At 54.8% G+C, this 12,950-nt stretch carries 12 protein-coding genes and 1 tRNA gene; 3 read left to right on the top strand and 10 right to left on the bottom strand.

Annotated elements, in window-relative coordinates; genetic code table 11:
- Window positions 1-419 precede the first annotated feature (419 nt).
- Both umuC and GE543_RS06660 read right to left on the bottom strand, forming a co-directional pair.
- On the bottom strand, window positions 420-1,700 hold the full coding sequence (gene umuC / locus GE543_RS06665) for a translesion error-prone DNA polymerase V subunit UmuC (protein ID WP_058443964.1): 1,281 nt from the start codon (window positions 1,698-1,700) through the stop codon (window positions 420-422).
- A complete protein-coding gene (locus GE543_RS06660; protein WP_044311809.1) occupies window positions 1,687-2,121 on the bottom strand; it encodes a LexA family transcriptional regulator in 435 nt (144 codons plus the stop codon). Before GE543_RS06660 ends, umuC begins: the two co-directional genes overlap by 14 nt.
- 112 nt (window positions 2,122-2,233) lie before the next feature.
- Between GE543_RS06660 and GE543_RS06655 the strand changes: the two genes are divergently transcribed.
- The 3 genes from GE543_RS06655 (at window position 2,234) to xerC (ending at window position 6,670) form a co-directional block, all read left to right on the top strand.
- Entirely contained in the window at window positions 2,234-2,926 is a 693-nt protein-coding gene (locus tag GE543_RS06655; RefSeq protein WP_058443963.1) for an SOS response-associated peptidase family protein, read from the top strand.
- Window positions 2,927-3,341: 415 nt separating this feature from the next.
- Window positions 3,342-5,252, top strand: a complete 1,911-nt coding sequence (gene mobH / locus GE543_RS06650) for a MobH family relaxase (protein ID WP_058443962.1) — start codon at window positions 3,342-3,344, stop codon at window positions 5,250-5,252.
- The gene (gene xerC, locus GE543_RS06645) at window positions 5,249-6,670 is read left to right on the top strand and encodes a tyrosine recombinase XerC (RefSeq protein WP_096244742.1); all 1,422 of its coding nucleotides are present in this window, start codon (window positions 5,249-5,251) and stop codon (window positions 6,668-6,670) included. The genes mobH and xerC overlap by 4 nt, the downstream gene beginning before the upstream one ends.
- A gap of 406 nt (window positions 6,671-7,076) precedes the next feature.
- Here the strand turns inward: xerC and GE543_RS06640 are convergent.
- The 8 genes from GE543_RS06640 to tolR form a co-directional block, all read right to left on the bottom strand.
- Window positions 7,077-7,152: transfer RNA gene (locus GE543_RS06640), tRNA-Lys, on the bottom strand.
- Between the two features lie 63 nt (window positions 7,153-7,215).
- A complete protein-coding gene (queC, locus tag GE543_RS06635; RefSeq protein ID WP_153221031.1) occupies window positions 7,216-7,905 on the bottom strand; it encodes a 7-cyano-7-deazaguanine synthase QueC in 690 nt (229 codons plus the stop codon).
- Between the two features lies 1 nt (window position 7,906).
- Window positions 7,907-8,554, bottom strand: coding sequence for a 7-carboxy-7-deazaguanine synthase QueE (gene queE / locus GE543_RS06630; protein WP_003390957.1), 648 nt, complete (start codon window positions 8,552-8,554; stop codon window positions 7,907-7,909).
- Between the two features lie 171 nt (window positions 8,555-8,725).
- The gene (ybgF, locus tag GE543_RS06625) at window positions 8,726-9,544 is read right to left on the bottom strand and encodes a tol-pal system protein YbgF (protein WP_004418664.1); all 819 of its coding nucleotides are present in this window, start codon (window positions 9,542-9,544) and stop codon (window positions 8,726-8,728) included.
- Window positions 9,545-9,550: 6 nt separating this feature from the next.
- Window positions 9,551-10,054 (bottom strand): peptidoglycan-associated lipoprotein Pal, encoded by a 504-nt coding sequence (gene pal, locus GE543_RS06620; RefSeq protein WP_003314369.1) that lies wholly within the window; start codon window positions 10,052-10,054, stop codon window positions 9,551-9,553.
- A gap of 52 nt (window positions 10,055-10,106) precedes the next feature.
- Entirely contained in the window at window positions 10,107-11,357 is a 1,251-nt protein-coding gene (gene tolB, locus GE543_RS06615) for a Tol-Pal system beta propeller repeat protein TolB (RefSeq protein WP_210434907.1), read from the bottom strand.
- Window positions 11,358-11,404: 47 nt separating this feature from the next.
- Window positions 11,405-12,475, bottom strand: a complete 1,071-nt coding sequence (gene tolA / locus GE543_RS06610; RefSeq protein WP_004406115.1) for a cell envelope integrity protein TolA — start codon at window positions 12,473-12,475, stop codon at window positions 11,405-11,407.
- Window positions 12,475-12,939, bottom strand: coding sequence for a protein TolR (gene tolR, locus GE543_RS06605; RefSeq protein WP_002554654.1), 465 nt, complete (start codon window positions 12,937-12,939; stop codon window positions 12,475-12,477). The genes tolA and tolR overlap by 1 nt, the downstream gene beginning before the upstream one ends.
- Window positions 12,940-12,950 lie beyond the last annotated feature (11 nt).

The following is a 12,950-nucleotide window of genomic DNA, read 5'->3' as shown; positions in this document are numbered from 1 at the left end:
GAAGCCGCCTAAAGGCTTAGACTACACCGAAGTCCTGTCAGAGATTATTTGTATGCTGATTGAGTGCCAAAGGTGCAGCCAAGGTTACGTTCGAGCAATGCGGGTGCGCTCCACAAATATTTCGCTGTGGGTGTGCGAGGAGTGTGAAGCAACGTGGACGAGCCAGGATGAGGTGAATACCAGTATTTTTGAAGACTACGGCACGTTAATGGTCGGCATTGGGCGAAGTTGTTTATGGTCAGAATTGGAGCCACAGTGAAAAATTCGTTACTGCGTACTTTCTGTCAAATGTCCGCTTTGGGTCGACTCCTGCCGGTCAAGGCGCGCCCATTGCGCGGGTCAGATCCGATGCAAACAATTGGTCAAGTCGAATGCAAATGGGTGGTCAAGTCCATGCGATTACGCACGTTACAGAGCTACTAGAGACTTTTCACCTCCCACAGCTGATCGAGCCTGGTCGTATAACTTTGACTCATCAGTACGCGACGCATAGCCCACTCCGGATTGGAAGGAACACTCCCAGCTCGTAAAGTCCCTCTGCCCCAGCGTGTATTGATCTCGTCCAGGACTCCCATCACCTTCTCTGAAGATGCCGGCTGCGAAGCTGCGAACATGTCATCCGTAAATTCGCCAGGCTGTCTCAGATCCAGCAACAGAACCTCAGCTTTGCTGTACTTGAACCCTGGTCGAAACAAACTATTCACTGCCTCAGTCGCCGCCCTGGTCATCAAGCGCACGTCGTTGGTGGGGTATGGCAATTCAACCAAAGCGCCGTTGGCGTACTTGGCTTCTTCCGGATTGAACATGCCGGTACGGATGCTGACGCGGATCTTCTTGCACAGCGAGTTTTGAGAACGGAGCTTCTCGGCCGCACGCTGAGTGTAGGTGGCCACCGCCTCTTTGATAGGCTGAATGGTGGTTAGCCGTTTGCCGAACATTCGGCTGCAACAGATCTCCTGCTTGGGTGGTGCAGCTTCGCCCAGCTCCAGGCACGAAGTACCTGCCAGCTCACGTGCGGTCTTTTCAATGACCACGCTGAACCGGTCGCGCAGAGTACGCGGGTCGGCGGTTGTAAGGTCCATTGCGGTGCGGATGTTCATAGCCTCCAGGTGGGCATTCATCTTCTTCCCTACCCCCCAGACCTCTGAGACCGCCGTATTACGCAGTACCCAGTTGCGGTTATGCAGGTCGCAAATGTCTACAACACCGCCTGTATGGGATAGCAGTCTCTTCGCAGTGTGATTGGCCAGCTTGGCTAGCGTTTTCGTAGGACCGATGCCAACACCCACAGGAATGCCAGTGCATTTGAGAATGTTCGCCCGGATGCGTCGACCGAACGCTGTGAGATCGCCAGGGACCCCGGTTAGGTCTGCAAACGCCTCATCGATGCTGTAGACCTCGGAGGCTGGCACCATCGACTCGATGATCGACATGACACGCTCGCTCATGTCGCCATAGAGCGCGTAGTTGCTGCTGAACACCTTTATGCCGTTGCGGCGCAACACCTCTTTGATCTGAAAATAGGGAGCCCCCATTTTTACAAACGGCTTGGCATCGTAACTTCGAGCGATGACACAACCGTCGTTATTGCTGAGTACCACGATGGGCGTCTTCTCCAGATCTGGACGAAAAACACGCTCGCAGCTGGCATAGAAGCAGTTGCAATCGATAAGCGCGAAAATGGGCTCACGCTTTTCCATGACGGCGCATGCTGTAGTTCACTACGCCCCAGATGACGAGGTTGTCACCCTCAAGGATGTGCTTGGACGGGTAGGCACTATTTTCGGATTGAAGTTTGACAACCCCATCCATCATGAAGAGCCGCTTGCAAATAGGGTCCGAATTATTGAGGGCTGCAACGACAATCTCACCATGCTCGGCAGTGCGGCTGCGGTCTACGACGATCAGATCCTTATCAAAAATACCTGCCCCAATCATGCTGTCTCCGAGAATTTTCGCCAGATACACATGCGGTGCCCGTACCTCGGCCAGCTCGTCCAGGGACACGTGCTTCTCGATGTAATCGACAGCGGGAGAAGCAAACCCAGCTGGCACCTGAAATGAGTAGAGCGGTAGCTTGATACCCCCTTCAGACAACGGACCAAGAATGACTACGCTCATGATGAAGACCTTTCGATAAGTTATCTGTATAGATATACAGTTAACTCTTCGGCCCGCGCGCGGTCAATCGTACTGAAAGGCATTTTCGACGAGTGACATTAGGGGCGACATCATGTGCGGACGCTACTCGATCTACGAATCCATGGACCACTACCTCAAGGAGCTTGCACCAGAGCAGATCGTGATCAATGGGTACGACCTCCTGCCCATAGAGCGCTACAACGTGGCTCCTAGCACTCGGGTTGAGATCATCCGTCCCACCGAGGAGGGTCTGAGTGTCGACAAGGTTCGGTGGGGGTGGGAGCCTTTCTGGGCGAAAGACAAGCGACCAGCCCCAATCAACGCTCGAGTCGAAACCGTAATGACGGGAAAGTTCTTCAAAGAGCTCTGGCCTACCGGACGGGCAGTTGCCCCAGCGAACGGTTGGTTTGAATGGGTGAAGGACCCGGATGACCCCAAGAAAAAGCAGCCCTACTTCATCCGTCTCAAGAGTAAAAAGCCTATGTTCTTCGCGGCATTGGCTCAGGTCCACAGAGGGCTTGAGCCCCATGATGGCGACGGGTTTGTCATCATCACGTCGGCAAGCGACTCGGGAATGGTCGACATTCATGATCGCCGCCCGGTGGTACTGACGGCAGAAGATGCGCGGGCATGGCTTGATTCCGAAACTACACCGCAGAAAGCCGAAGCTTTGGCAAAAGAGCACTGCAGGATTGTTGACGATTTTGAATGGTTCCCGGTTGATCGCGCAGTGGGGAACGTGCGGAATCAAGGACCGGAGCTCATCCAGCCCGTTGAGCTTTGACTGCCCCACGCCTTTGACTTCGACCCGACCAACGGCTGTCCGTATTCGTCTGCCCCCTGTAGTCCGCACCGAAAGGGCGAAATGGACTGAAGCAAATGGCAAAGCGAAGGGTTTGAATGGAATGGGGGAATAAGGGTAAGTGCCTTACCCGAAAAGGCCGGCGAGTCCGCCGGAAATGGATGACGAAAGGGTTCGAAAGCGGCCTCCATAAAAATGTATTTCAAAAAAATGTTACTTAACAGGTACTTGGAGACTACATTTTTCGACGCAAGCGTGGCAACATCCGATTACTGGCACTGTTTGGATCCCAACCAATCAAGTGACAGCTTGTGTATATAACCTTTCCAGGATGGATATAGGTTTCGACTTGTCACGCTGAGCCATATAAAGCAAAAGGCCCACCAATGACTTCATCATGGGTGCCTACATGCTTAGTTTCTTCACGCGAAGAAAAGTGTCTCCGATCTCGTCCAATACTGCTGCAGGCTTTTTCAAACCAGAATCTCCCGACGCGTTGCTGTCGACTTCCCGACGGCGCCAGTTGATTGAAAACATCTGGCAGCGGACCTCTCTGCCCCGTGAGCAGTTCGAGACGCTTTACATGCAGGCATTCAAGAGCTACGCAGCCTTGGTGCAGCATCTCCCTGCCTCTGAGAATCATCACCATGCATATCATGGTGGCATGCTGGATCACGGTCTTGAGATCGTCGCCTACGCGCTGAAGATACGGCAAATGTATCTGCTCCCCATCGGAGCACCGCCCGAGTCGCAGGCGGCCCAGTCAGAAGCATGGTCTGCAGCATCCGCCTATGGTGCGCTCGTCCACGACCTGGGCAAGATTGCGGTAGACGTCAAGGTTGAACTCGCAGATGGCACTATCTGGCATCCATGGCACGGGCCTCTGGATCAGCCATACCGATTCAAGTACGTGAAAGGTCGAGACTATCGGTTGCATGGAGCCGCTTCGTCGCTGATCTACTCCAATGTGATTCCGGCGAAGGCATTGGACTGGCTCAGCGGGTTTCCCGAGCTCTGGTCTCAACTCGTGTTCGCGTTCGCAGGTCAATATGAGCATGCCGATATCCTTGGTGAAATTGTCTCCCAAGCTGACCAGGCTTCCGTGGCACAGGAACTCGGAGGCAATCCAGGCCGAGCTATGTCAGCGCCCAAGCAGTCTATCCAACGGCAGCTGGCTGAAGGCCTGAGAATGCTCATTGCGGATAAATTCAAGTTGAACCAGCCCGACGGTCCCTCAGACGGATGGCTGACCCAGGAAGGCTTGTGGCTTGTCAGCAAGCCGGCCGTAGATCAGCTCAGAGCTCTTCTACTGTCTCAGGGTATCGAACACATCCCCTCATCCAACGCCCCGATGTTCAACCTGCTCCAGGATCAGGCGATCATTCAGCCCAACGGAGAGGGAAAAGCCATTTGGAAGGCCAGCATCGACAATGGTCGCGGCTGGAAGAACACGTTCACGGTACTGAAAATAGCGCCGGCGCTGATTTGGCCGAACACCACTGATAGGCCTGAGACCTATACCGGCACTCTGACAGTGGAATCTGCACCAGCGGCAGATGAAAACGAGCCAGCTCCTGCTGGAGGCGAAGAGTCTCAACCCGTGAACAGCAAAAATACGCCTGCAGTATCAGCAGCGCCCCCGACACCTAAGCAAGCGCCTGCTGCAGCAAAAGATTTTGATGCACTGGACGAGCTGCTCGATCTGTTCCCCGACCCGGTAGCGACAGCACCGACTCAACCAGCACCCGAGCCGTTAGACGATGATGATCAGATTCCCTTTTTGCCCCCTCCTCCGGCAGCTACCAGTCTTAGCCAACCTCGGCAGCTAGTGGGTATCAAGGCAACGAACGACAAAGCTCCGGTCGAAGAGCCGGCAAAAGTCTCGCCGGAAGGTAGCTCAAGCCACGGCTTGAATTTCCTCACCTGGCTGAAGGGGGGCGTGATCTCCCACAGGATCATCATCAATGACGCCAAGGCTCGTGTGCATACCGTGGATGGCACTGCGTTCCTGGTTAGCCCGGACATATTCAAACGTTACGCACTTGAGCACCCAGACATAGAGCGTGAGGCTAAAGAGCGGGATCTGGAAGCTTGGCAGGTCGTTCAGCGTTCTTTTGAGAAACTGAAAAAACATCGCAAGACTGGCGCAGGCCTGAACATCTGGACATGCCTGGTCAAAGGACCACGAAAAAGCAAGCAACTGCGGGGCTATCTGCTCATAGAGCCTACCGACGTTTTCAGCGAGGTGCCCTATGACAACCCGGTCATCAGCTTGGCAGAATTGGTAGACAAGGACACATCTGAATGAAACCGATGACGCTTCCGGAACTGACCCAGGAGTACATCCTCACCCATGACCTTCGTCCTGACACAGTAAAGATTTACAGAGCGGCTACAAAAGCGTACGTGAACTTTTTTGGCGAATGCCTAGCCTGCGAAACCACTCATCGAGACATGCTCGAATGGCGCCGATCAGAACTGGCACGGATCTCCAAGCGGAGCTGGAATACTTACTCAAGCCATCTGCGTACGGTGTACAGGTACGCAATGGAGCACGGGCTTGTCGAGCTGAAAGTGAATCCGCTAAAGGATACCCGTGTCATGCCTACCAAACGTCCGAAGAAGACGATTGGCAACGACGTCATTGTTCGGGCACGCAACTGGCTAAGGTTTCTCGTACAAGAGGAACTATCGACTGGAAAACGATCAGAGATCACTCCGGCATGGTTCTGGCTGGCAGTGTTTGAAACCTTCTATTACACAGGCATAAGACTCAACGCGTTGCTGTGCTTAAGGTACGAAAACGTAGATCTGGGACAGAGACTGATAAGAGTGAGGGGAGAAACAGAGAAAACGCACCGGGAGTTTATGATTCCAATACCTGATGGACTGATGCCGCATCTAGTGCTGGTGATGGACACAGCCAAGAAGGTTGGCTTTTCTAGTACTGACCAGGTTTTCAATATCAACAGATTCTCTGGTCATTACAAGCGGGAGCATATGAACTCTGATCAGGTGGAGGCCATGTACAAAAAGCTGACCAATATGACTGGCACGCGCATGACACCGCACCGCTTCAGGCACACGATAGCCAGCGAACTGATGAGGCAGCCAGAGCGCAATATTCACATCACAAAGAATCTGCTGAATCATTCAAATATAGCAACGACGATGGAGTACATAGAACCAGACTACGATCTGATGCGAGAAGTTATGAATGAAAGAGGTCAACAACAGGCCAAAATCAATTATCTAGTTAGACCGATAATCCCCAAAAGTTCAGGCCCTGCGGCTGGCAGCGCAGTACCGGGGGTGAGCTTGGTATCCGGGACAGAGCTGCAACCGGCGACGACCGAATCGAGTGAGGCCAAAAAAGCCGACGATACGGCCTCCAATCCCCCTGTAGCGGAGCGTCTCGAACTGATGTCGACCGCACCTTTGGTCAATGTATTAAAATCCACACCAGTTTCTGTTCATAGCGAGCCCGTCACCTCAAACGAGGCCAAAGCGCAGGCATTGAGTTTGATATCGGACGCACCGGAGATGGAATATGAGTTCGGCGAATTGGAGGATATTGCTCGCTGGATCAGGGAAAATGCTGCTGGCGAGATGGTTGTTCAGATTGCAGCCGGAGAAGACATAGGCACAATCAGCGAAGGCAAGGCATCTATTCAATCGCCCGACGGCTATTACAGGATCCCTTGGAGCAGTGGATCTGTAAAGTGAGTCGACGGTGCGGCGGATCCCTAAATGCCATCATCATGAGCGCTCGCCAGAGCATGTATTCAGTTTCAGTAAACGTGCAAGATAGCCGATAACAGCCACGCACTGCGTCAGGATGAAAAAATATGCGTGGCCTCCAGTAGCTCTGAAGCTGCACTCCGCCTTGCAATTTGACATCACGGCTTGCCGGCGCTATGTTTCGCGACAGACGGCTGCTTGTCTGGGTGCGCATCGCGCTCAAACGGTATCGCCTGCCTTCAGCTTCGAAAGACTAGCCAGCTGCCTTACAGATCGTTGCCTCAATGCCGTGACGGAAGCCCAATCAGCTACCCCACCTCAGGCCGGATAATCTGCAAGGCAAAAAAAAACTGGAAATCCGCATTTTCATGGGCCTTCCAGATTTTCGAAATGGTGGGTCGTGTGGGATTCGAACCTACGACCAATTGGTTAAAAGCCAACTGCTCTACCAACTGAGCTAACGACCCTCTGTTGTGTGGCGCGTATATTACTGATTTTTATCAGTAATTCAACACCTTTTTTAAAAAACTTTAAAAATAACGAGTCGGGTCTGCGATACCGGCAGCAGCAAAGCCCTCTGCGCGCAAGCGGCAGCTGTCGCATTTGCCACAGGCACGGCCCTGATCGTCAGCCTGGTAGCAGGAAACCGTCAGCGAGTAATCGACTCCCAACGCAGCGCCTGCCTTGACGATGTCCGACTTGCTCAGATTCTGCAGCGGCGCCCTGATGGTGAAGCCCTGCCCTTCCACACCGGCCTTGGTCGCCAGATTGGCCATGCGCTCGAATGACTCGACAAACTCGGGGCGGCAATCCGGGTAGCCCGAGTAATCCACGGCATTGACGCCAATGAAGATATCCCGCGCGCCCAGGACCTCTGCCCAGCCCAGAGCGAGCGAAAGGAAGACGGTGTTGCGTGCCGGTACGTAGGTAACCGGAATGCCTTCAGAAGGCGACTCAGGCACGGCAATGGAGCTGTCGGTCAATGCCGAGCCGCCAATACCGTTGAGGTTAAGGCCGATGACCTTGTGCTCCACGGCGCCGAGATCACCAGCAACGCGTGCAGCGGCATCCAGCTCGGCGCGATGACGCTGGCCATAATCGAAGCTCATCGTGTAACAGACGTAACCCTCGGCGCGTGCCATGGCTACGACGGTCGCAGAGTCCAGGCCACCAGACAGGAGGATCACGGCTCTTTTTTCAATCTTGGTCAATTCACTCATATCAGCGCCCCGGCTCGTCATCCCAAAGAATTTTATGCAACTGCATCTGCAGGCGTACCGGCAGGTTGTCAGCCACGATCCAGTCCGCCAGATCACGGCCCTTGAGCTCGTGGTGACTGGCCGAGAACAGAACTTCGCCCGCACGACGATCGAGGCCGTACTGAATCAGCTTGGAAACGGCCCAGTCGTAATCTTCACGCGAGCAGATCACGAATTTGACCTGATCGTTGGCCGTCAGCAGCTCCATGTTCTCGTAGCGGTTACGCGAGACTTCTTTTGACCCTGGGGTCTTGAGGTCGACTACGCGACTGACACGAGGGTCCACCGCCGAGATATCCAAAGCACCACTGGTTTCCAGAGACACTTCATAGCCCGCGTCGCAAAGACGCTTCAGCAATGGAATGGCATTGGGCTGGGCGAGCGGCTCGCCGCCGGTGACGCAGACGTACCGAGGGCGATAGGAAGCCACTTGCCCAAGAATGTCGTCCAGCGTCTGAATGGTGCCGCCGCTGAACGCGTAGGCACTGTCGCAGTACTGACAGCGCAACGGGCAGCCGGTAAGGCGAACAAATACGGTGGGCAGGCCAGCCGTACGGGTTTCACCCTGCAACGAGTGAAAGATTTCGGTGATGCGTAATGTGTCTTGCATATCAGCCACGGGCGTAACAGCTAAACAGGCCGTCCGCCTCCGTCAGGCACTTCAAGGGACTCGGCAATCGCGGAATCCAGAAAAGCGTAAGGTGTACCGGAATTTCGGGTGCGAGATTCTAACGAAAAAAGCCGCGACTAGCGCGGCTTTCTTGATCAGCGGGTCAGAACATCAAAGGCGCTGGAGATCTCGTTGCGCCAATTGTGCAGCTGAAGTGCCCGGATACTGGGCAACGACCTGCTGCAATATGCCTTTTACCTTATCGGTATGACCCAGACGGCGTTCGACATCAGCCAGCTTGTACAGCGAATCAGGCACCTTGGCATGCTTCGGATACTGCTGACTGACTTTGGCGAACGCCTGACCAGCGCCCTGGAGGTCGCCTTTGGCCAGGTTTACTTCACCCAGCCAGTATTGGGCGTTGCCCGCATACGAGCTGTTTGGGTATTTGCGCAGGAAAGCGGTGAAGGCCTGACTGGCCTTGTCGAAATCCTTTGCCTTGATCAAATCGAAGGCTGCTTCGTAATAAAGCTTTTCCTTCGCCGGATCAGGAGGCTCGGTGCCTGCTGCCGGTGCCTGTTGAGCCGCTGAGGCCGAAGGCGTCCCGCCGGCGTCGATAGCGCCACCAGCAGGTTGGGAATTATTGGTAGCCGGAGCGGCTGCGCCACTGGCTATACGTTGATCGAGTTCCTGATAACGCTCCAGAGCTTCCTGCTTCATGCGTTGGATGTCATTTTGCTGGACCTCGACAACACCGCGCAAACGCGCGATTTCGTCCTGCATTTGCTGCAGCTGCATGAACAGCTGACCTTGTGCCGAGGCAGGGGCCGTAACCCCTCCCCCGGCATAGGCGCCGGACGTGCCATAACCCGCTGGCGGATAACTGCTGCTGCCAGAGCCAGAATTGTTATCGACCACAGGTGCCGCACCCAACGCTGAAAGCGGAAGGGCGAGGGCCAAAACGGTTAGAGCACGTCGGCACGTTCGCATGTCAAATTACTTACGCAGTTCGACGCGACGGTTTTGAGCCCAAGACTGCTCGTCGTTGCCGGTAGCAACTGGACGCTCTTCGCCGTAGGAAACCAGTTCCAGCTGAGCTGGGGAAACACCTTGCAGTACCAGGTAGCGCTGAACGGCTTTCGCACGACGCTCGCCCAGTGCCATGTTGTACTCGCGAGTACCACGTTCGTCGGTGTTGCCTTCCAGAACAACGCGAGCGCCGTTAGCTTTCAGGTCTTTGGCGTGCACGTCCAGGGAGCGCATGGCTTCTGGCTTCAGGTCCGAACTGTCGTATTCGAAGTAGAAGGTGGTGATTGCGCGCAGAGCAGCTTCTTCGCTCAGGGAGCCGTCAACAGCACCCGAGTTGGCGCCGTAACCAGCGTTAGGATCAACAGCAGCACCGCCTGCACCGGCATTGTCGCCGCCTTTGGACGAGCAACCTACAGCTACAGCCATGGCCAGAGCCAGCGCAGCAAATTTACCAAACTTCAGCATTTCCATCTTGAAACTCCTAATGAACCCCAGTGTGTTAAGCAAATCGTGTAGCGCCGCGTCAGTTCAGGTAAGGGGACCAGGAAGGTTCTCTGACTTCGCCTTGAGCGGTAGGAAGCGGGAGCCTTACGCGTCCGTTAATGGACACGAGCATCAAGACTCCCCGGCCCTGCTGGCGGGTGGCGTAGATTACCATGGTGCCGTTGGGCGCAACAGTAGGCGACTCATCAAGGTTGCTATCTGTGAGGATTTTTACGCTACCGCGGGCCAAATCCTGCACTGCTACCTTGAAATTAGTGAAGCCGTCCTGCCGGTGAATCATTACCAGCGTCTTTTCATCGGCTGACAATTTCGGGTTGGCGTTGTAGTTACCCACGAACGTCACGCGTTCGGCACCGCCGCCATTGATATTGGTCTTGTAGATCTGTGGCTTGCCGCCACGGTCCGACGTGAAGTATAGCGTAGACCCGTCCTTACCGAAGAAAGGTTCAGTATCAATCGAAGAATCGTTGGTGACGCGGCTCAATTGACGCGACGCCAGATTGATCACATAGATCTCCGGGTTGCCATCCTTGGACAGCACGAACGCCAGCTTGCTGCCATCCGGCGACCAGGCAGGCGCGCCGTTCAGGCCTTCGAAGTTGGTGATCTGTTCGCGACGACCGGTGTCGATGTGCTGAACAAAGATGCGTGGACGCTTCTGTTCAAACGAGACATAGGCAATACGCTTGCCGTCCGGCGCGAAACGCGGCGACAGGATTGGCTCACGGGATTGCAACAGGGTTACTGCACGAGCACCGTCGTAATCCGAGCGCTGCAGGGTGTAACGCGTGTTGTTCTCCGAGAAGCGTTCGGCCGTCACGTAGAGCATACGAGTGGAAAACGCACCCTTGATACCGGTGAGCTTCTCGAACGACTGGTCGGCAATGTAGTGCGCCATGTCGCGCAACTGATCATTGGTACCCGACACGTTGCCGGTCAGCACTTGCTGCTCGGTGGCCACGTTGAACAGTGCGTACTGGATCTGCAGACGTCCGCCGGCAGGCGTGATGTTGCCGACCATGACGTACTGGGCACCCAGCGCTTTCCAGTCACGGAAAATGACTTCACTGGCCTGGGTCGGCAAGCTGATCATGTTCTGCTTCGGGATCGGCGCGTAGTAGCCGGAGTTGCGCAGATCGTTGCTTATGATTTCGGCCATGTCCTCAGGCAGGACGTTACCGCCCTGCCATCCGAAAGGCACAACAGCGATGGGCGCTGCACGGTCACTGCCGCTGGTGACCAGAATGTTCTTTTCTTCTGCCGACACCATTGCGGATGCGAAACAGAGAACGACCAGCAGTCCTCGAAAAAGGTTGATCACAAGGCTAGATCTCCAGGTGTGAATGTCATCTTGAATGAACGATAGGGCGCGAAGTCAGCCGGCTTCAGACCCTGCATTTCTGTCAAACGTCCAATGTTCTTCACCGCAGCAACCGCAGAGCTGTCAAACGGTCCATCGCCACTGGATTTGGCAATCGATACAGAGGCAATCGTACCGTCGGGCAACATCCCGATCTGCAACGTTACCGACATGTTGTTACGTGCCGATGGTGGACGACTCCAGCCTTCGGAAGCCCTGACACGAATCAGGTCATCGAAACTGCCAGCCGTTTCATCGCCCCGCTCGTCAGCCAAAGCCTGTTGCCGCTCCGGTTTGTCGGACAGCAAATCGGCCAGTGCCTGCGCCTTCTTGTCTTCAGCGGATTTGCGAGCTGCTTCCTGCGCCTTCTTGGCGGAATCGGCAGCGGCTTTTTTCTTCGCGTCCTCGGCAGCCTTTTTCTTGGCGTCTTCTGCGGCCTTTTTCTTGGCCTCATCAGCAGCCTGTTTCTTGGCTTCCTCGGCAGCAGCTTTCTTGGCGTCTTCTTCGGCTTTTTTCTTCGCCTCGTCTTCGGCCTTCTTCTTGGCTATATCAGCCAGCTGCTTCTCTTCAAGCTTTTTGGCGTCGGCAACCTTCTTGGCTTCATCGGCTTTCTTGGCATCGTCAGCCTTTTTGGCCTCCTCTGCTTTCTGTTCGGCCTTTTTGGCTTCGTCGGCAGCTTTCTGCTCTTCGGCTTTTTGAGCGGACTCTTCTTTCTTTTGTTCCGCAGCTTTTACAGCTTCCTGTTTTTGCTGCTCGATCTTTTTCTGCTCCAGCTGTTCGACTTCTGTTTGTCGCGCAGCAGTTTTCTTCGCCTCACCGGCAATCTTCTGGTTGGTCTGGGTAGTGGCCTGGCTCTTGGACTTGAGCTGATAGAGCGTTGCCTGAACGATAGGCTTGGCTTCGGGCAGATCCGGAGTCATGGCAAAGCTGACGAACAGCATGCCGAAAATCAGAATATGCAATGCCACGGCCCAGACACTGGGCCAGAAGTAGCTTTCCGAGGCGGACGGCTCTCGAATCGGCTGCATCAGGGTGCCTCGGTAATCAAGCCAACGTTCCCTACCCCAGCCTTCTGCAGCCCGCCCATGGTGCCCATGACCGAGCCGTAATCGACGGTCTTGTCACCACGAATGAAAACCTGGGTCTGCTTGCCTGCGTCACGACCGGCAGCGACGATCTTGGTCACTGCGGCAGTCAGCTGTGGCAGGGTCATTGCCTTGTCCATCTGCTTGTCGGTATCGACTTCGCTGCCAAGGTTCCAGTAATAGGTCTTGTCAGCCTTGATCGAAATGGTCAGGACCTGATTATTGTTGTCTTGCGGCAAAGCCTCGCTGGAGACCTTGGGCAAGTCGACTTTCACGCCCTGGTTGATCATGGGAGCCGTCACCATGAAAATCACGAGCAACACCAGCATCACGTCGATGTAGGGCACTACGTTCATTTCGGCGACCGGCTTGCGTTTTCTGCGACGATCTCGAGCGATTAAAGCCATGGGGAATTACC

The organism is Pseudomonas sp. SZ57 (genome assembly GCF_009495975.1).
Lineage (GTDB): Bacteria > Pseudomonadota > Gammaproteobacteria > Pseudomonadales > Pseudomonadaceae > Aquipseudomonas > Aquipseudomonas syringae.
Note: the sequence above shows the minus strand (reverse complement) of the source record. Positions and strands in the feature narration are given on the sequence as shown.